The 17536-nt window shown below is 67.7% G+C and carries 20 protein-coding genes; 12 read left to right on the plus strand and 8 right to left on the minus strand.

All coding sequences use genetic code 11. The features are described 5' to 3' along the window. Window positions 1–56: 56 nt before the first annotated feature. The 5 genes from ABD255_RS18470 to ABD255_RS18490 are packed head-to-tail and all read left to right on the plus strand — an operon-like array spanning window position 57 to window position 4667. Window positions 57–377, plus strand: coding sequence for a DUF427 domain-containing protein (locus tag ABD255_RS18470; protein ID WP_344215484.1), 321 nt, complete (start codon window positions 57–59; stop codon window positions 375–377). Then, window positions 374–1954, plus strand: a complete 1581-nt coding sequence (locus tag ABD255_RS18475; protein ID WP_344215486.1) for a radical SAM protein — start codon at window positions 374–376, stop codon at window positions 1952–1954. The genes ABD255_RS18470 and ABD255_RS18475 overlap by 4 nt, the downstream gene beginning before the upstream one ends. Then, entirely contained in the window at window positions 1951–2757 is an 807-nt protein-coding gene (locus tag ABD255_RS18480) for a class I SAM-dependent methyltransferase (protein WP_344215488.1), read from the plus strand. The genes ABD255_RS18475 and ABD255_RS18480 overlap by 4 nt, the downstream gene beginning before the upstream one ends. Beyond that, entirely contained in the window at window positions 2741–4168 is a 1428-nt protein-coding gene (locus ABD255_RS18485; protein ID WP_344215490.1) for a dihydrolipoyl dehydrogenase family protein, read from the plus strand. The genes ABD255_RS18480 and ABD255_RS18485 overlap by 17 nt, the downstream gene beginning before the upstream one ends. 13 nt (window positions 4169–4181) lie before the next feature. Continuing rightward, on the plus strand, window positions 4182–4667 hold the full coding sequence (locus ABD255_RS18490; protein ID WP_344215493.1) for a hypothetical protein: 486 nt from the start codon (window positions 4182–4184) through the stop codon (window positions 4665–4667). A 170-nt stretch (window positions 4668–4837) separates the two neighbouring features. On the opposite strand, the gene ABD255_RS18495 is transcribed toward ABD255_RS18490, so the two are convergent. Together ABD255_RS18495 and ABD255_RS18500 are read right to left on the minus strand one after the other, a co-directional pair. After that, the gene (locus ABD255_RS18495) at window positions 4838–5383 is read right to left on the minus strand and encodes a carboxymuconolactone decarboxylase family protein (protein WP_344215495.1); all 546 of its coding nucleotides are present in this window, start codon (window positions 5381–5383) and stop codon (window positions 4838–4840) included. A gap of 221 nt (window positions 5384–5604) precedes the next feature. After that, window positions 5605–6960: a dihydrolipoyl dehydrogenase family protein gene (locus ABD255_RS18500; RefSeq protein WP_344215497.1), complete on the minus strand. Its 1356-nt coding sequence runs from the start codon at window positions 6958–6960 to the stop codon at window positions 5605–5607. Window positions 6961–7142: 182 nt separating this feature from the next. Between ABD255_RS18500 and ABD255_RS18505 the strand changes: the two genes are divergently transcribed. Continuing rightward, window positions 7143–7949, plus strand: coding sequence for a Crp/Fnr family transcriptional regulator (locus tag ABD255_RS18505; protein WP_344215498.1), 807 nt, complete (start codon window positions 7143–7145; stop codon window positions 7947–7949). Beyond that, a complete protein-coding gene (locus ABD255_RS18510; RefSeq protein ID WP_425554454.1) occupies window positions 7946–8071 on the plus strand; it encodes an FAD-binding protein in 126 nt (41 codons plus the stop codon). The genes ABD255_RS18505 and ABD255_RS18510 overlap by 4 nt, the downstream gene beginning before the upstream one ends. Window positions 8072–8145: 74 nt before the next feature. On the opposite strand, the gene ABD255_RS18515 is transcribed toward ABD255_RS18510, so the two are convergent. After that, the gene (locus ABD255_RS18515; RefSeq protein WP_344215500.1) at window positions 8146–10602 is read right to left on the minus strand and encodes a heavy metal translocating P-type ATPase; all 2457 of its coding nucleotides are present in this window, start codon (window positions 10600–10602) and stop codon (window positions 8146–8148) included. Further along, the gene (locus ABD255_RS18520) at window positions 10602–10823 is read right to left on the minus strand and encodes a heavy-metal-associated domain-containing protein (protein WP_344215502.1); all 222 of its coding nucleotides are present in this window, start codon (window positions 10821–10823) and stop codon (window positions 10602–10604) included. Before ABD255_RS18520 ends, ABD255_RS18515 begins: the two co-directional genes overlap by 1 nt. Before the next feature lie 69 nt (window positions 10824–10892). Here ABD255_RS18520 and ABD255_RS18525 point away from each other — a divergent pair, with 69 nt between their 5' ends. Both ABD255_RS18525 and ABD255_RS18530 read left to right on the plus strand, forming a co-directional pair. Further along, window positions 10893–11294 carry a MerR family transcriptional regulator gene (locus ABD255_RS18525; protein WP_344215504.1) on the plus strand — a complete coding sequence of 134 codons (402 nt, stop codon included), beginning with the start codon at window positions 10893–10895 and terminating at the stop codon, window positions 11292–11294. A gap of 33 nt (window positions 11295–11327) precedes the next feature. Further along, window positions 11328–11774: a MerR family DNA-binding protein gene (locus ABD255_RS18530; protein WP_344215507.1), complete on the plus strand. Its 447-nt coding sequence runs from the start codon at window positions 11328–11330 to the stop codon at window positions 11772–11774. Here ABD255_RS18530 and ABD255_RS18535 read toward each other — a convergent pair. From ABD255_RS18535 to ABD255_RS18550, 4 genes are all read right to left on the minus strand, one after another. Next, entirely contained in the window at window positions 11766–12272 is a 507-nt protein-coding gene (locus tag ABD255_RS18535; protein WP_344215509.1) for a hypothetical protein, read from the minus strand. The two genes, ABD255_RS18530 and ABD255_RS18535, sit on opposite strands and share 9 nt — an antisense overlap. Window positions 12273–12417: 145 nt before the next feature. Next, window positions 12418–13416 carry a F510_1955 family glycosylhydrolase gene (locus tag ABD255_RS18540; RefSeq protein WP_344215511.1) on the minus strand — a complete coding sequence of 333 codons (999 nt, stop codon included), beginning with the start codon at window positions 13414–13416 and terminating at the stop codon, window positions 12418–12420. A 42-nt stretch (window positions 13417–13458) separates the two neighbouring features. Further along, entirely contained in the window at window positions 13459–13866 is a 408-nt protein-coding gene (locus ABD255_RS18545) for a DUF2752 domain-containing protein (protein WP_344215513.1), read from the minus strand. Window positions 13867–14244: 378 nt separating this feature from the next. Beyond that, window positions 14245–14841: a TetR/AcrR family transcriptional regulator gene (locus tag ABD255_RS18550; protein ID WP_344215515.1), complete on the minus strand. Its 597-nt coding sequence runs from the start codon at window positions 14839–14841 to the stop codon at window positions 14245–14247. A 122-nt stretch (window positions 14842–14963) separates the two neighbouring features. Between ABD255_RS18550 and ABD255_RS18555 the strand changes: the two genes are divergently transcribed. Genes ABD255_RS18555 through ABD255_RS18565 form a run of 3 tightly spaced genes read left to right on the plus strand, consistent with a single transcriptional unit; the run spans window position 14964 to window position 17502 of the window. Beyond that, window positions 14964–15875: an ABC transporter ATP-binding protein gene (locus ABD255_RS18555; RefSeq protein WP_344215516.1), complete on the plus strand. Its 912-nt coding sequence runs from the start codon at window positions 14964–14966 to the stop codon at window positions 15873–15875. Then, complete coding sequence (locus ABD255_RS18560; protein WP_344215518.1) at window positions 15872–16687, plus strand: ABC transporter permease; 816 nt, start codon at window positions 15872–15874, stop codon at window positions 16685–16687. The genes ABD255_RS18555 and ABD255_RS18560 overlap by 4 nt, the downstream gene beginning before the upstream one ends. Then, a complete protein-coding gene (locus tag ABD255_RS18565) occupies window positions 16684–17502 on the plus strand; it encodes an ABC transporter permease (RefSeq protein ID WP_344215520.1) in 819 nt (272 codons plus the stop codon). The genes ABD255_RS18560 and ABD255_RS18565 overlap by 4 nt, the downstream gene beginning before the upstream one ends. Window positions 17503–17536: the final 34 nt, after the last annotated feature.

The following is a 17536-nucleotide window of genomic DNA, read 5'->3' on the forward strand; positions in this document are numbered from 1 at the left end:
GAGCCGACGCTGCGGTCTAGCGTCGGGGTGTCAGGTCGGCTCGAAGGAGTGGTTCGATGTCTGTGCGTGCAGTGTGGAACGGCGCGGTACTGGCCGAGAGTGACAAGACCGTCGTGGTGGAAGGCAACCACTACTTTCCGCCCGAAACCCTGAAGCGCGAGTATTTCTCACGAAGTTCGAGCAAGACGGTGTGCCCGTGGAAGGGGCTCGCGTCGTACTACACGATCACCGTCGACGGGGTGACCAATCCGGACGCCGCCTGGTACTACCCGCATCCGTCACTGTTGGCTCGCAAGATCAAGAACCGGGTGGCGTTCTGGCACGGTGTCGAGGTCATCGTCGACCAGCCCGCCGGCAAAGGACGGGGACGCCGGTGACGGACGCGCTGGAGGAGACGACGGAAGCGGTACGGCGTAAGCGGGACCGCGACGAGGTGTTCGTCGAGTTGACGCGGTCGATCTGCCCCGTGTGCAAGACGGTGATCGATGCCCAGGTCAACATCCGCGACGACAAGGTCTACCTACGCAAGCGCTGCGCCGAGCACGGCGAGTTCGAGGCGCTCGTGTACGGAGACGCGCAGCTCTACATGTCCTCGATGCGGTTCAACAAGCCAGGCACAATCCCGCTGACCTTTCAAACCGAGGTCAAGGACGGCTGCCCCAGCGACTGCGGCCTGTGTCCCGAACACAAGCAGCACGCGTGTTTGGGGATCATCGAGGTCAACACCGGCTGCAACCTGGACTGCCCGATCTGCTTCGCCGACTCCGGCCACCAACCCGACGGGTACTCGATCACGCTCGAGCAATGCGAGCGGATGCTCGACGTGTTCGTCGCCAGCGAAGGCGAGCCCGAGGTCGTGATGTTCTCCGGCGGTGAACCCACCATCCACAAACAGATCCTCGCCTTCATCGACCTCGCCCGGCAGCGCCCGATCAAGTCCGTCAACCTGAACACCAACGGCATCAGGCTCGCCTCCGACCGCAGGTTCGTCGCCGAGCTCGGCGCCCGGAACCAGCCCGGCGGCGCGCTGAACATCTACCTGCAGTTCGACGGCCTCGACGAGCGGACCCACCAGCAGATCCGCGGCCGGGACCTGCGCGACCTCAAGCAGCGGGCGCTCGACAACTGCGCCGACGCCGGGCTGACAGTCACGCTGGTCGCAGCGATCGCGCAGGGCGTCAACGAGCACGAGATCGGGCCGATCATCACCCACGGCCTCACCCATCCCGCCGTACGCTCGATCGCCTTCCAGCCGGTCACGCACTCGGGCCGGCACACGACCTTCGACCCGATGACCCGCTTGACGAACTCCGACGTACTGCACCTGATCGCCGACCAGCTCCCGCAGTGGTTCCAGGTCGACGACTTCTTCCCCGTGCCGTGCTGCTTCCCGACCTGCCGCTCCATCACCTACCTGATCACCGACGGCGTGCCCGGCGAACCCGATTTCGGTCTGGTCCCGATCCCCCGGCTGCTCAACGTCGAGGACTACCTGGACTACGTCTCCAATCGGGTCCTGCCCGAGGACGGTGTCCGCGAGGCATTGGAGAAGCTGTGGAGCGCGTCGGCGTTCATCGGCACCGAGACCTCCGACGAGCGGCTGCGCCATGTGGCCAAAGCACTCGACTGCGCCGACGCCTGCGGGATCAACCTGCCCGAAGCGGTCAAGGAGATCAGCGACAAGGCCTTCATGATCGTGGTCCAGGACTTCCAGGACCCCTACACCCTCAACGTCCGCCAGTTGATGAAGTGCTGCGTCGAGGAGATCACCCCAGATGGCCGGCTGATCCCGTTCTGCGCGTACAACTCCGTCGGCTACCGCGAACAGGTCCGCGCGGAGATGTCCGGAGTACCGGTCGCCGACGTCGTGCCCAACGCCGTACAACTCCAGCCACTGGTCGCCGACTCGCCGTACGGCTCCAAGATCGCCAACAATCCGCGGAGGGCGACATGACGAATCCCGACGAGATCAAGTCCTGCTGTGCGACCGCGTACTCATCCGATCTGGTCACCTTGCTCCTCGGCGAGTCCTATCACCCCGGCGGGCTCCCCCTGACGCGCAGGCTCGCGACCGCGCTCGAGCTGAAGGCCGGACAATCGGTGCTCGACGTGGCGTCCGGCCGGGGCAGGTCGGCGCTGACGCTGGCCCACGAGTACGACGCGACCGTCACCGGCGTCGACCTGTCGCCCGCGAACGTTGCCCTCAGCAACGGCGCCGCGCAGGCCGGCGGACTGTCTGATCGAGCCCGGTTCAAGCTGGGCGACGCCGAGATGCTGCCCTGCCCGGACAGCGCGTTCGATGTCGTGGTCTGCGAGTGCGCACTGTGCACCTTCCCGGACAAGCCCGCAGCTGCGCGCGAGTTCGCCCGCGTGCTGAGGCCCGGCGGCCGCGTCGGCATCACCGATGTCACCGCCGTCCGGGACCGGCTACCACCCGAACTCACCACGCTGAGCGCCTGGATCGCCTGCGTCGCCGACGCCCGGCCCGCCGCCGAGTACGCCGACATCCTCGCCGACGCCGGACTACGAGTGATCCAGATCGAGCACCACGACGCCGCCATCGGCCGGATGATCGACCAGATCGAAGCCCGCCTGCAGTTCCTGCGCCTCACCGCCCGCGCCAAACTGGAGGCGTACGGCGTCGACGCCTCGGCCGCCGCTCCGGTGTTGGAGGCCGCGAGAACCGCGGTCGCCGACGGCGCGCTGGGCTATGCCCTTCTCGTGGCCGAGAAACTGGATCATGAACCGCGTGAATGACGACTACGACCTGGTGGTGATCGGCGCGGGCGCCGCCGGTCTCGGGACAGCCCGCGCCGCAGTCGCGATGGGCGCGAGGACGCTGCTGGTCTCCGACAGCGAGCCGGGCGGGGACTGCACCTTCACCGGCTGCGTACCGTCGAAGACCCTCATCGAGGCCGCGCGGACCGGCGTTCCGTATCCGGTGGCCGCGCAGCGGATCCGTGACACCGTCGCAGCGGTCGCGGCGACCGAGGACGCCGACGTACTGCGGGCCGAAGGGATCGACGTGATCATCGAGCGGGCCAGGTTCCGGTCCCGCGACCGCATCGACATCGGGGGCCGGACCTTCACGGCTCGCCGGGTGGTGATCGCGACCGGCTCGGCACCGGCTGTGCCGGGAGTTCCCGGGCTGCACGAAAACGGTTTCCTGACCAACGAGGCGATCTTCGACCTCCCCGACCTGCCGCCGGCACTGGCGATCATCGGCGGCGGCGCGACCGGCTGCGAGCTCGCTCAGGCCTTCACCCGGCTCGGCAGCCGAGTGACGCTGATCGAGCAGGCCGATCGACTGCTCCCCGGCCAGGATCCGCAGGCCTCTGCGGTCATCGCCGAGGTCCTCAGCCGCGAAGGAACCGACATCCGCGTCAAGGCCTGCCCGAAAGCCGTCGAACCCGGTCCACGGACCGTCATACCCAGCGCACGCCTCGAACTCGAGGACGGTACGACGGTGAACGCCACCCACGTCCTGGTCGCGGTCGGCCGCCGACCCCCGGGAACCGACCTCGCGCTGAGCGCCGCGGGCATCGAGACCGACGATCGCGGCTACGTCAAGACCAACAGCCGCCTGGCCACTACCGCGCGCGGCGTATACGCGGCCGGTGATGTCACAGGGCGGGCACCGCTGACGCATGCGGCGTACCAGATGGGCCGGATCGCAGCGGGCAATGCGCTCGGCCGCTGGCCGACGACGTACCGCGAGGACGTCATGCCTGAAGTAGTCTTCACCGAGCCCGAGGTCGCACAGGTCGGCATCCTGGCCACTCAGGCACCCGTCGGCGCGCGGATCGCCGAACTGCCGATGATCGGCCTGGACCGCGCGCTGACTGCCCGGGCCACCGACGGGTTCGTGAAGCTCGTCGCCGGGCGACGGCGGCTGCTCGGCAACCTCGGCGGCGGCCGGCTACTCGGCGCCACCATCGTCGCGGAACGTGCAGGCGAACTCATCCATGAGCCCACACTCGCGATGGCGACCGGCATGTTCACCGGACGCCTGGCCGCCACCACCCACGCCTACCCAACCTGGTCGACGGCCGTCCAGCAGACCGCCGCCCAGTTCTTCATAACCATCGACGGCCGAAGGGCGCGAACTGTAACCGCGGTCACCGAACGAGCGGGGCCGACGGGCGTACCTTCGCGCTGGGAAAACTGAAGGAGGGACTTTCATGGCTACAACAGGCGCGACAGCTTCCATGCGTGCACTACCCATGAACCTCGTCACCGCGATCGTCGCGGGTGTGGTGGCCGGGCTCCCGCTGGGCATCATCATGCAGGTCCGTGACGCCGATCCCGCGATGATGCCGGGCGTCAAGGTCATGGGCCTCGTCGGCGACCTGATCTCGAGTCCGTCTGCCGGCCTCGGCTGGCTCATCCACCTGTTCAACTCGGCGCTGTTCGCGGTGGTCTTCGTCGTTCTGCTCTCCCGCTGGCTGACGAACCGCGGTCCGGCCATGGTGCTCGGACTCCTGTACGGCGCCGTGTGGTGGGTCGTCGGCGCTCTCTGGATCATGCCGGCGTGGCTGGGCATGGACGACATGGTCTTCAAGGTCGGCGCGAACCAGTGGTGGAGCCTCGCCGGCCACCTGATCTACGGACTCCTGCTCGTCGCCGGCTACATGATGGGCCGGCCAATGCTCTCCAAATCGCACTGACGGTACGCCGTGACCAGCGGTGACGAGCCGCTCGATCGGGTCGAGGGCTTCGACGCCCTCGACCCGCGCTCAGGGGCCTGCTTCTTGTTCGGGCGGGTCAGCGCGACGGGGGCGCTGGCCCGGAACGAACCCGAGCAGGAGGGCTGCCTGCAACGACACTGGGCCGGGGATCAGCCAACCCATGCCTGGGCCATGAACGCATCGTCCAATGGGGTGTGAGCCAGGTGGTTGACGTAGTTCGAGAGAGTCTTCATCGCCACGCCCACCATGACGTCAAGGACCTGCCGCTGTGCGAACCCTGAAGAGAGGAACTGCTGTACCTCTTCGTCGGGAACGTTGCCCTGCTCAACGACAACGGTCTGCGTGAACCTTCGGATGGCTTCCAGTTGTGGATCGGCCAACGGCACACCCTCCCGCAGCGCAGCGACCACTTCAGCGTCCAGCCCGGACCGCAGGGCGTTGGTGGAGTGCACCGCCATGCAGTACCGGCAGGCATTGAGCCGGCTGACCGTGAGCCAAACGATGTCCTGGCCGCCCGTGGGGAGTGACGAGTTGCGGAACTGCTTCGAGAGCGCCAGGTACGCGTTGAGCGCCTCAGGCGACTCGGCCATCACGCCGTACAGATTCGGGACGAAGCCGAGGCGCTTGCGGATCTCTGTCAGCGCCGGACCGACCTCGGCCGGGGCGCTGCGCTCGTCGTGAATGGTGAACTCCATCGATCTCCCCTTCTCGTCGCGGGTTCGGCGTCGGTCCGCGCCGGCAACTTGGATCATTCGTTCCAAGTTAGCGCGCCGGCCACGACGCCTGACGCCGGTGGCCCGGCCGGACCACACCTCCTCCGGCCGGACCACCCGGCCACAAGGAACGGTCCGGGGCCAGGTGGAGTCGCCGGGCTTCACCCCACGCAGCTGCTCGGCGCTGATCGCCGGCCAGCTGGTCACGCCAACCTCGACAGGGCGTCTTCGATGCCGCGATGGAACGTCGGGTACGCGTACATCATCTGCCGGAGCCGGTCGACCGGAACCTCCGCATGCACGGCCACGGCCAGCGCAGAGAGCACCTCACCGCCAGACGGTCCGACCGAGGTCGCGCCGACGAGGACACCACGCTCCGCGTCCTGGACGAGCTTGATCACGCCCTCGTTGCCGGTCTGGTGGATCCAGCCGCGGGCGGAGCTGGGCACGGCCGTGGTGGCCGTGCGTACGTCGATGCCTCGCTCACGGGCCTGTACTTCGGTCAGCCCGACCGCACCGACCTCGGGATCGGTGAAGGTCACCCGCGGTACGGCGTGGTACTCGGCACCCGGACCGTCCTCACCGAGGATGTGGCGCGCGGCGATCGCTGCCTGGTACATCGACACATGAGTGAACGCACCCTTCCCCGTCACGTCACCGATCGCGTAGACGTGGTCCACGATCCGCAGGTACTCATCGGTGGCCACGAATCCGCGGTTCGTGTCCAGCCCGATCGACGCCAGGCCCAGGCCGGCGAGGTCCGTCGTACGACCAGTTGCCACCAGCAACCGTTCCGCCGTCAGCTCACCACGCACGGTCTTCACGGTGAAGGCGGTACCGTCGTGGACCACCGCCTCCGCCTGGACTCCTGTGTACACCATGAGTCCTTCGGCGATGAGAACCTCGGCCACTACCTGGCTGGCCTCCGGCTCCTCCAGCGGCAGGATCCGGTCAGCCACCTCGACCACGCTCACACGGGTGCCGAACCTGGCGAAGACCTGTGCGAGCTCAAGCCCGATCGCCCCGCCACCGAGCACGATCAGCGACTCCGGCACGGTCTCCACCGCGATCGCCTCGCGATTCGTCCAGTACGGCGTACCGACCAGCCCGGAAATCGGCGGGATCGCCGGATCCGTACCAGTGTTGAGCACGATCGCACGGGTCGCGATGAACTCCTCGTCGCCGATCCGGACCGTGCCGGGACCCGTGATCCGGCCGGAGCCGCGGACGAACCGGCCACCCTTTGCGGTGAAGCGATCGACCGCTGCCTGGTCGTCCCAGTTATCGGTGGCCTCCGCCCGGATCCGCGCCGCAACAGGCGCGAAGTCCGGCGCGACCTGGCTGCCCCCGGACAGTTCGGGCACACGCCGGGCCTCGGCGAGGCTGTTGGCCGCCCGGATCATCATCTTGCTCGGGACGCAGCCGTAGTACGGGCATTCGCCGCCGACCAGCCGGGCATCCGCGCCGACGACGCGCAGGCCCGCCTCCGCGAGCCGCCCGGCCAGCGCCTCACCCCCTGGGCCCATCCCGATCACAACCACATCAACGGTGCTGGACATCGTGGCGCCTTCCCTTTCGGCTGCAACAACTGCCGCAACTGGTCGTCGGTCTACCCCGTACCACTGTCCCGTCAGTGGTACGGCGCGAACTGTAAGCGCGATCACCGATCCACCCGGCGAGCCGACGTACCGTCGCTCTGGAGGCGGCGAAGGAGGTCTCATGAACACGGTAGCGGTGCGTCGTGGATGATGCAGAGGCGCGGTACTGTCTGGTTGAGGGACTGGATGCCCTCGACCAGCAGCCCGGCACCCTGGCTCCCTGGGCGCCCGGACAACGCGAGGAGTGGGCCGACGTGGAACGAGCCACCGGCGACGACATCTGGTGCATGGCCGAAGTCGACATCTTCGCCGATCTGTCCGCTGCGGAGATGGAAACCATCGCCGCCGCGGCACCGATGAAGACGTACTCCGCCGGCGACCTGCTGTACTCACCGCACCAGCCGGTCGAGACCCTGTTCATCCTGAAGAAGGGCCGGGTGCGGATCTTCCGGATCTCCCCCGACGGCCGCGCGCTCACGACCGCGCTGATCACGCCCGGCACGATCTTCGGCGACATGTTGCTGCTCGGGCAGCAGATGCACGACAACTTCGCCGAGGCGCTCGACGACGTCGTCGTGTGCGTGATGGCGCGTGCCGACGTACACCGCTTCCTGCTGTCCGATCCGCGCATCTCGATCCGGATCTCGGAGATCCTCGGCCGTCGGGTCGCCGAGCTCGAACGGCGCCTGTCCGACACCGTCTTCAAGAGCGTGCCGCAACGCATCGCCGGCACCCTGTGTCTACTCGCCGGCGAGCAGCAGAAACGCCCCCTCGGCCGCGGTGTTCAGCTGGCGCTGACCCACGAACAGATCGCCGCGCTCACCGGCACCTCCCGCGAGACCGCCACCAAGGTGCTCGGCGAGTACGCCGACCGCGGCCTGCTCAAACTCAGCCGCGGCAAGGTCACGATCCTCGACCCCGACACCATCACTGCCGAAGCCGGCCAATGACACACACGGCAGACCTCGCGATCATCGGGTCGGGTGGTGCGGCGTTCGCCGCGGCGATCCGCGCGTCGGCGCTGGGTCAGTCGGTGGTGATGATCGAGCGCGGCACCTTGGGCGGAACGTGAACACCGGATGCATACCGTCAAAGGCCCTGATCGCCGCCCTACGCATCCGCAAGTACCTAGGGCTGGACCACGATTCAGGGAGACGCGCGGTTCGACGGTACGCCGGTCCGGCCCTTTCCTGCTGTGCCTCCTGATCGGCCGACGCTGGTGATGGCCTGGAAGAGTAGCGTCGGCCGGGCTCCGATGGAGTTGGCGAAGATGGCGGTCACCGACAGCACCATGGCGATCATCGCCCACACCGGAGAGAGCAGGCCGGTGGCGGCCGCCGGGATGCCGAGACCGTTGAAGGTGAACGCGAGCGCGACGTTCTGCTTGATCTTGCGATAGCTGGTGCGGCTGATGCTGTGGGCGTCGAGCAACAGGTGCAGATCGTCGCGCACCAGGATGACGTCGGCGGACTCCATTGCGATGTCGGCGCCGGTGCCCATCGCGATCCCGACGTCGGCCTGCATCAATGCCGGCGCATCGTTGATCCCGTCGCCGACCATGGCCACTCTCCGGCCGTCGCGCTGCAGCTCGCGGACGATGGCAGCCTTGTCACCGGGGCGCACCTCGGCGTACACCGTCTCGATGCCGACCTGCGCGGCGACGAAGTCGGCGGCACGCTGGTTGTCACCCGTGAGCAATACCGGACTGATGCCGGCGTCACGAAGCGCGGCGACGACCTCGGTGGCCTCCGGCCGGAGGGTGTCGCCGAGCGCGATCACCCCGGCAGCCTGGTCGTCGACGGCAATCGCGATTGCGGTGTGCCCGCTCGACGTCCACCGGTCGATCACTTCCTGCAAAGGACCGACGTCGATGCCGTACTCCGTCAGCAACGCGGGCCGCCCTACCAGCACCGAGCGACCAGCCACATCGGCGGTCACGCCCAGACCGGTGAGTGATCTGAATTCACCGGCCTGCGGCCACGCAAGACCGCGATCCGTGGCTTCGGCGACCACTGCTCGGGCGAGCGGATGTTCAGACGGGTGTTCGGTGGCCGCAGCGAGGGTCAGCAGTTCGTCCTCGCCGATGCCCTGGGCAACGATGCCGCGAACCATTGGTCGGCCGATGGTGAGCGTGCCAGTCTTGTCCAGGACCATCGTGCGGACCTGGCGCAGGGTCTGGAACGCCTCGCCGGTGCGCATCACGATCCCCTCCTCGGCGGCCTCGCCGGCGCCGCGCACGATGGCCAGCGGCGCGGCGATGCCGACCGCGCACGGGTAGCCCATCACCAGCACCGACAGCCCGGCGAAGATTGCGCGGCGGGCGTCAAGGTCGCCCGCAGCCGCCGTACCGGCCAGCCAAGCGGCGAGGGCCAGCAACGATGCGAGCAGGACGAACGGCGTGTAGACCCGCAGTACGCGGTCGACCAGGTGGAGGATGCCGGGTTTGAGCGCGCGGGCATCCTCGACGTGCCGGACGATCTGCGCCAGAAAGGTCTCCTCCCCCACGCGCGTGACCTGCACCAGCAGCGTGCCGGTGCCGTTGACCGAGCCGCCGACCACGTCGTCGCTCGGCCCGCACTCGACAGGCACTGGTTCGCCGGTGACCATCGACAGGTCCAGCACGGAGTGCCCATCACGGACCGTGCCGTCGACCGGAACCCGCTCGCCAGGGCGAACGCGCACCACCTCCCCGACCGTCACCTGATCCAGGTCGATCTCCTCCTCGGCGCCGTCGCGCACGACCCGGGCCGTGGGCGGGCGGAGATCGAGGAGCTTCTTGACCGCCTGGCTAGATCGGGTCTTGACCAACAGCGACAGCCACTCCGAGAAAGTGTGGTACGTCGTGATCAGTACGGTGACGGCGAAGAACGCCGCCGTCGGATAGTTCGGCAGGATCCCGGTCAGCCCGATGATCCCTCCGGCCACGCCCGCCAGGGCACCTGCTTCCAGCAGCACATGCTGGTTGAGGATTCCACGCCGTACGGACTGATAGGCCATCCGGACGAAGTGCGGCGTGACCACGGTCATCATCCCCACCGCCAGCACGGCGTTGAACCACCCGGCAGCCGCGGCACTCACCGCACCGGTGAACCGCAGCGCAAGGGCGGCCGCGCCGGGGGCGACGATCGCGAACGTACCCAGCATCGCGCGCAGGCCACCGGCAGGCTTCAGGATCACGGCCGCCACCGGCACCATGAGCGCCACCGCCGATGCCGACACCATCGCACCGACCAGTCCCGCGCCCGCAATCAAGGCAATGGCCGTGAGGCTCGCGGCGACGGCAGCGAGCAGCCGCACGCCCTCGCGCACCAGCTGAGTCTCTTCCTCCTCGAACGGCCGCAGCTTGCGCGGGTCGTACAACTCGTAGCCGATGTCCCGCAGAGTCGTGAGGATTTGCTGACCACTGATCTGCTCAGGGTCGTAGTCGACCAGCGCCTGCTCATGCGTCAAGCTGACGGCGACCTTCGCCACCCCGGGTTGCCGCCCGAGAGCCTTCTCGATGGTGCCGGTGCACAGCGAGCAGTGCAGCCCCGCGATCCGTGCTCTGATCCTGCAGTGCCCCGGGACGCTGCTCGGCTCAGCCGCCCAGGTAGGCATGCTCATCACCGGGTCTCCACACCCGTGACCGTGAAGCCGGCCTCGACAACTCGCGCAGCCACCGCCTCCCGGTCAGTCCCCGGCATCAGGTGGACCTCCAGCACACCCGTACCGTGATCCGCGACGGCATAGCGAACGCCTTCCACCCGGCGAACGGCGTACGCCAGCCGCTGTTCACACGCGGCACAGTCCATCCCTAGAACCCGAAGTACCAGCTGCTCGTTCATGACAACTCCCTCGTTGTCTGTGACGCTAGAACCAGGCCCCTGGGGCCAGGTCAAGAAGGGAGTTCTCTCGTGACGCACACAGTCAGTGAAGCCATCCGAGAGACTGGGGTGACTCGCAAGGCCATTCGGATCTACGAGGCCAAGGGGCTGCTATCGCCCACCGAGCGCACTGCGGCCGGGTACCGGTTGTTCACGGATGACGACATCGCCGTACTGCGGTTCATCCGCCAAGCGAAGGCTCTGGGCCTCACTCTGGCCGAGATCGGCGACATCCTGGAACTCCAGCGCGGCGGCGCCCAACCCTGCGGCCGGGTCGCCCAGTTGCTCGACGCTCACCTCGCCCACATCGACCGCACCCTGGCCGACTTGCGCCAGCTACGGCGAGCGCTGCTGGCGGCACGCCGTACCGCCGATCAAGCCCGGCGCGCCGGTGGGGAGGCCGTCGTCTGTCAGATCATCGAGGCATCTTGACCTGTAGCCGGGCCCAGGGTTCATGGTGGTGAGATGTGGACGAGCGAGCTGGCAAGGAAAGCCGGGGTGAACCCTGAGACCCTGCGCTACTACGAGCGCCGCGGGATCCTGCCGGCGCCGGAGCGGACGCCGTCGGGCTACCGCAACTACCCGGACTGGGCCGTGCACCTGGTGCGGTTCGTCAAGCGTTCGCAGGAGCTCGGATACTCACTCACCGACATCGAACACCTGCTCCGCCTCGGAGACAGCGGCGCCGCGAGCTGCGCCGAGGCACGCGCGATCACCGCCGCCCGGTTGGCCGACCTGGACCGCAAAATCGCCGACCTGCGCCGAATGCGGGACTCCTTGGCACATTCAGCTACGACCTGCCAAGGACCAGGCCCCGGCCGGCTCTGCCGCCTGATGGTCCAGACAATCGAGAGCATCGACCACAATCCCATCACCACAAACCACGAGGTCTGCAGCTGTCCGTCACCGTAACTGCGGCTTCCCAGCTTCCCAGGTGTCGATCGGGCTGAACGGGAGGCAGAAGAGGTAGTCGTCGCGTCGTAGGAGCAGGTTCGGTACGGCGAGCAGTTCGCAACCGGCGCGCCCGAGAATCGCCTGCAGCACCAAGGGACCGGCGACGGCGAGGATGACCGCGATGGGGTAGAACTGCGCGGCGACGATGGTCAGCAGCGTTGCCAGGCAGGCGGCGCCGTGACCCAGGTGAAGCCGGGGCGCATTCCGGCCCCGTGAGCGGACGGCCAGAGTCAGCGCCGCCGGCACCACCACGAGGCCGAACAGCAGGCCCATGACGTCGGAGCTCGCCCCGGCGAGATCCAGCAACGGACGTTCGTGCGGCACGACGAGCGCCAGAGCGATCCCGCCCGCACCGGCGAGCGCTCGTGCCGCGGTACCCCAAGGCCCGATCGCTCTTCCCCGCCATCGCGCCACGCCCTGCTCAGCGGCTGGTGAACAACGTTGGTCGATACGCATCGTCCGCTCCCTCCGAGGTCACTGCCCACGATCGACCCTGTACTACGGTCCGGGGTCAAGCTCGGCTACCGACGTACTCCGGTGACAGTCGCGCACATATCCGACGGAGGGTCGGGGCTGGTGAATTCGTCCCGAGGCAGGCCGCTCAGCCGCGGTAGCGAAGGGTGAACGTGCGTCCGCCGTCGGTGGATGCGTAGATGCCTGACTCGGTGGCGGCGTAGATCTTGTCCTTGCTCTCGGCAACCAGGGCCTCGGGCCGGCCGTCGAGCGAGCCCTGTTGCTGCCAGCTGCCGCCCGCGTCGTGACTGGCCATCACAGCGCCGGTGATGGTCACGCCGTACAGCACATCCGGAGCCTGCCAGGCGAGTACGACGACGGGTGGCGCGTCCTTGACGGGTGCGAACGACCGCCCGCCGTCGGTACTGCGGGCCAGCCCGTACTCTTGTGTCGTCGCAAGGATCGTGTCCGGGCCGGCCGGGCTGACCGCGAAGTCGATCATCGGAGTGATACTGCGGGTCTGCCAGGTCCGGCGATCCGTGGTCACCATGAATCGGGCGGTGCCGGAGTCGAACCCGTAGACCTGGCCGTGCGCGGCTTTCAGCGCGTGGAAGTCGGCCTCTCCCTCCAGTGAGAGCGCGCGCCAGGTCTGACCCGCGTCGGTGCTCTCGATCAGGCCCAGCCGGCCTGGCTTGTTCTCTCGCTCGTCCGGGTGCCCGCTGCCGAGGAAGTGCCGTGGGCCGACGACGGTGAAGCCCATCGTGTCCTGATAGCGATCGGCGATCCGCGTCGCCGGTCCCGAGGCGGGAATACGGAACACGCCGAAGTGGGTCGCGGCGTACAGCGTCGAGTCGGCCGGGTCGATCCCGAGACCGTGAACATGAGCCACGCCGGGATCACCGCCGTCGGCCCCGGCCTGACCGCCACCGTTGCCGATCACGCGCGGCAGAACGATGGACAGTATCACGGCGAAGACCAGCACGGAGCTGATGGTCAGCCATCCACGCGTACCCAGCCCAGGCCCGGTCGGCGGTGTCACGGCGACCTTGGCCGGCGATTTCCGGGTCTTGCGCGCCGGTGGGGTGCTGCGTGCCATCAAGCTGACCTCCTCGACCTCGGACAGGACCTGCCGCCACCGTGGCGACATACGAAGGACGATAGTAGATGGCCCGCAGTTCCCGCGATCAGGTCAGTTCCAGCTCTCCATCAGCAGGGCAGCGTGCGACTGCTGGCGAATCTCCAGAGCCACCAGCAGTACGACGGCGGTGATCCACAGCGTACGGCGGACAGACCTCGAGGGCTCGACCGTCAGCCATCGGCCGGTGATCCACCCGACTGCCGCACGCACCGCGAGAGCGGGGATGGTGATGGCAAGTGGAAACACGACGGGGTTGTAGCGGGCAGCGCCGGCGAGGTCACCCGAGGTGAGCAGGTACATCGCTCGGGTGCCTCCGCAGAGCGGATCCATGATGCCGAGGTAGTGCAGTGGCCCGTGCAGGTCGATCGACGGAACCCCCACGACCCGCAGCGCGAGACCGGCAGCCAGCGCGCCGACGGCAAGCCTGGTGTACGTCGGGACCCGGTCGGATCCGGACATCATCACTACCTCAACCTCCAAGGATCTCGAACCATCTGGTACGTCTACTATCTACGGTAGTTTTCAACGAATGGTCCCGACCGTGACGAGCGACACCAGCCGCCCGGCACCGCCGGCCAGGACGCTCACCGTCGACGGCCCCGAGTTCCTCGACAGCGAACCGTGCGACGATCCACCCGACCCGACGACGATCTCGCGGCGAGGCGCGGATGGGCACACCGTAGCCACGTTCGGCCTCCCGGCCGAAGGAATCTACGGTGAACTCGAACTCGATTCGTCGTACCGGATCCTCCGCGAGACCCTCACGGCGCCGAAACACCTCACCCACCGCACCGTTCACCTACCCGAGCTGACCCGGGACCCTGTGCCGGGGTCCGGTCAAGCCCGAGTGTCGAGGCCGCGGAGCATGAGGTCGAGGCCCAGGGCGAACTGGGTGTCCGGGTCGGACTGGCCGCAGAAGACCTGGGCGACGGCCACGAGGTCGGGGGGCGTGCCGGGCCGGAGCAGGTCGTTCACGTTCGGGGCACATCCGGGGCGTCCGAAGTCCCAGGTGACCTCAGCCAGTGCCGAGCCGAGGGCGTACGACGTGACGGTACGCAGGACGTCGTACGCCCGGGACTCCGGGAACCCGGCCTTCGTGAGCACGGCGATATGGGTCTGCACCAGCCTCAGGGCCGCCTCGGGCATCACGCTCTGACTCAGCACCAATGCCGCCGCGTTCGGATGGCGGCGCACCATGTCGCGGATGGCATAGGCGAAAGAGCGCACGCCCTCGCGCCAGTCGGAGTGCGCCGGGGCGGCCTCCTCCACCTCGGTCCAGAGCTTTTCGACGACTCCGTCGAGAAGGTCCAGCTTGCTGCCGACGTGGTTGTACAGCGACATGCCCTTCACATGCAGGGTGGCGCCGAGCTTGTGCATGCTCAGCGCGCCCAGCCCGTTCTCGTCGATGAAGCGCAGCGCAGCGTCGATGACCAAGCGCCTGCTCAACGGGGCGCGGGCTTTCGGAACCGATCGCGTCACCACTCTTGAAAGCTTATGCCATAAGTCGTAGCTTGCCCAGAAAGAGGTACTTATGGCGTAAGTAAGGGATTGGTGTCATGGCAAGCACATCCGACGCCGACGGTCCGGCGATCGACCTCGCCGGCCTGACAAAGACCTACGGCCGCGGCGCGAATTCGCGTCCCGCGGTCCGACCCACGACGCTGTCGGTGCCGTGGGGTGAGGTGATCGGACTACTCGGCCCGAACGGCGCCGGCAAGACCACGATCATCAAGATGATCTGCGGCCTCGTAACCCCGACCGCCGGGACCATCCGGCTCGGGGGCTTCGACGTCGCGAAACAGCGCAGCGACGCGGTCCGGTTGATCGGAGCCGTCCTGGAGGGCTCGCGCAACGTGTACTGGCCGCTGTCGGCGTGGGAGAACCTGCTGTACTTCGGCCGGCTCAAGGGACTGCGCTCTGCCGAGATCCGGGCGCGGGCCGAGCAGTTGCTCCGCGACCTCGACCTGTGGCAGCGCCGGCACGAACCGGTCGGCTCGTATTCGCGCGGGATGCAGCAGAAGGTCGCTGTCTCCGCCGCGCTGATCACCGACCCGCCGATCCTGCTGCTCGACGAGCCCACGATCGGACTCGACGTCGAATCGGCCCGCACGTTCAAGAACTGGATCGCACACCTGGCGCAGGACGAGCACAAGACGATCGTGCTCACCACGCATCAACTCCCCGTGGCCCAGGAACTGGCGAACCGGATCGCAGTGATCCGTAACGGCGAGATCATCGCCGACCTGCCCACCGCGGAACTCCTCGCCCGCCACGCAGAAGACCGCTATGAGCTGGAGCTACGCCTGCCAGGCGACAAGCCGGACAGCCTGCATGACGTTCTCGACCGGATCCGCACCTCCAACGCCACCCTGCTGTCCGTGGAGAAGGCCCAACCCACGCTTGAGGAAGTCTTCCTGCAACTGCTGCACGACGACGCCGAAACCCACTCGGAAAAGAGGGCGTCGTGACCACCGCGGTCCTTTCAGCACAGCCAGAACTGGCGCTACAGGTCAGGCTGCTCGGCAACGAGACCGCCAAAGGGCTGCGACTGGCCTGGCACCGCAAAGGCATGGTGGCGGTCGGCGTCATCCTCGGCGCGCTGAACTACTTGGGGATCAGCCTGTTCATCGGTGGCGGCCATGTCGTCGAGGAACTGATGGCACTCACCTTGCCCGGCCTGCTCGCCGTCGTCGTCGCGCAGGCGGTGGCGATCGATGGAAGCGGTGGCATCGCCGAGGAGATCAACGGCGGCACCCTCGAGCAGACCCAGCTCAGCCCCGCGTCGCCGTACCTCCAGGTCCTCGGGCGGCTCGCTGCGCTCGGCGTCGTGGGCTTGGTCACCGCGACCCCGCTCGCGATCGCGTTCACTGTCGTGTTCGATCTCGGGTACGGCTGGCACATCACGGCTCTGGTACCGGCAGCTCTGACTGTGCTGGACGCACTCGGGTACGGACTGTTGATCATCGCCTTCACGATCCGGGTGGCGAGCATCGGCGCGATCACGCACGTGTTCAACATGGTGATCATGCTCTTCGGCGGGATGCTGGTGCCGGTCACAACTTTTCCCGATGGCGTCGAGATCTTCACCCACTTCGTGCCCACTGCGCTCGGCGTACAGGCACTCAACACCACCATGACGACCGGCGGACTCGCCGCGAGCTGGTCGGACGGAACGCTGCCGTGGTTACTGGTCCACACCACGGTGCTCTTCGCGGGCGGTCTCGCCGGCTACGCCGCCACGCTGCGCCGGGCGAAACGGGAAGGGGCTCTGAGCCCATGATGCTGTTCGGCGTTGCCATGCTCAACGAGGTGCGCAAGGGGCTGCGGTTCGCCTGGTCCGAGCGTCTGCAGATCCTCATCGAGCTGCCGATGTTCGCGGCCTTCGTCCTGCTTCTCGGCCCCCTGCTCGGCCAAGGCGGCCAGATCGCGGCGGGCAGGATCGCCTGGCGCCTCGACAGCGAGACGACCTCGGTCATGGTCGTCTGGTTCGTCCCGTTCGTCTTCTTCTACATGCAGGTCGTGAAGATGTTCTGGCGGCTGCTCGGGGAGATCCAGGCCGGCACCATCGAACAGGTCTTCCTCTCTCCGTTGCCGAGCTGGCTGGTCGTCGCCGCCGGGCGAGTGGCCGCCGCCTTCGTCGAAACGGTGTTCGTCGCGGCCGCGACGTACGGGATCGTGTCCGTCTTCGTTCCGCTACGCATCGGCTGGACCGCCGGCGCACTCCTGCCGCTCGCGATGGGGATGCTCGCCGCGATCGGCGTCTCGCTGATCATCGCGGGTGCGACCCTCGTCTGGAAGCGGATCCAGCTGGTCAACGACGCCGCCATGGTCGTCGTCATGCTCTTCAGCGCCAGCGCGCTACCCCTGATCGACGTACCGACCTGGTGGGCACGCATCAGTCACTTCCTCCCCCTGACCGACGCGGTGGGCGGCCTCTACAAGACCCTCCTCGCCCACGAGCCCATCACCACCTGGGGCACGGGCGGCCTGGTCCCCCTGACCGCCACGTCCGTCGCCTACTTCACCGCCGGCATCGCCGTCTTCGCCCTCGGCCAACGCGCCGCCAAACGCCGCGGCACCCTCGGCATCTACTGACTGAGGGGGCTTGGCCGTAACCAAGCCCCCTCGC

It is taken from the genome of Kribbella sancticallisti (genome assembly GCF_039530625.1).
Taxonomy (GTDB): domain Bacteria; phylum Actinomycetota; class Actinomycetes; order Propionibacteriales; family Kribbellaceae; genus Kribbella; species Kribbella sancticallisti.

What these genes read in the sequence shown, in the direction of transcription:
- ABD255_RS18470 (WP_344215484.1), top strand. Translation starts at nt 57, where the DNA reads ATGTCTGTGCGTGCAGTGTGGAACGGCGCGGTACTGGCCGAGAGTGAC.
- ABD255_RS18480 (WP_344215488.1), top strand. Translation starts at nt 1,951, where the DNA reads ATGACGAATCCCGACGAGATCAAGTCCTGCTGTGCGACCGCGTACTCA.
- ABD255_RS18485 (WP_344215490.1), top strand. Translation starts at nt 2,741, where the DNA reads ATGAACCGCGTGAATGACGACTACGACCTGGTGGTGATCGGCGCGGGC.
- ABD255_RS18490 (WP_344215493.1), top strand. Translation starts at nt 4,182, where the DNA reads ATGGCTACAACAGGCGCGACAGCTTCCATGCGTGCACTACCCATGAAC.
- ABD255_RS18495 (WP_344215495.1), bottom strand. Translation starts at nt 5,383, where the DNA reads ATGGAGTTCACCATTCACGACGAGCGCAGCGCCCCGGCCGAGGTCGGT.
- ABD255_RS18500 (WP_344215497.1), bottom strand. Translation starts at nt 6,960, where the DNA reads ATGTCCAGCACCGTTGATGTGGTTGTGATCGGGATGGGCCCAGGGGGT.
- ABD255_RS18510 (WP_425554454.1), top strand. Translation starts at nt 7,946, where the DNA reads ATGACACACACGGCAGACCTCGCGATCATCGGGTCGGGTGGTGCGGCG.
- ABD255_RS18515 (WP_344215500.1), bottom strand. Translation starts at nt 10,602, where the DNA reads ATGAGCATGCCTACCTGGGCGGCTGAGCCGAGCAGCGTCCCGGGGCAC.
- ABD255_RS18520 (WP_344215502.1), bottom strand. Translation starts at nt 10,823, where the DNA reads ATGAACGAGCAGCTGGTACTTCGGGTTCTAGGGATGGACTGTGCCGCG.
- ABD255_RS18530 (WP_344215507.1), top strand. Translation starts at nt 11,328, where the DNA reads ATGTGGACGAGCGAGCTGGCAAGGAAAGCCGGGGTGAACCCTGAGACC.
- ABD255_RS18535 (WP_344215509.1), bottom strand. Translation starts at nt 12,272, where the DNA reads ATGCGTATCGACCAACGTTGTTCACCAGCCGCTGAGCAGGGCGTGGCG.
- ABD255_RS18540 (WP_344215511.1), bottom strand. Translation starts at nt 13,416, where the DNA reads ATGTCGCCACGGTGGCGGCAGGTCCTGTCCGAGGTCGAGGAGGTCAGC.
- ABD255_RS18545 (WP_344215513.1), bottom strand. Translation starts at nt 13,866, where the DNA reads ATGTCCGGATCCGACCGGGTCCCGACGTACACCAGGCTTGCCGTCGGC.
- ABD255_RS18555 (WP_344215516.1), top strand. Translation starts at nt 14,964, where the DNA reads ATGGCAAGCACATCCGACGCCGACGGTCCGGCGATCGACCTCGCCGGC.
- ABD255_RS18565 (WP_344215520.1), top strand. Translation starts at nt 16,684, where the DNA reads ATGATGCTGTTCGGCGTTGCCATGCTCAACGAGGTGCGCAAGGGGCTG.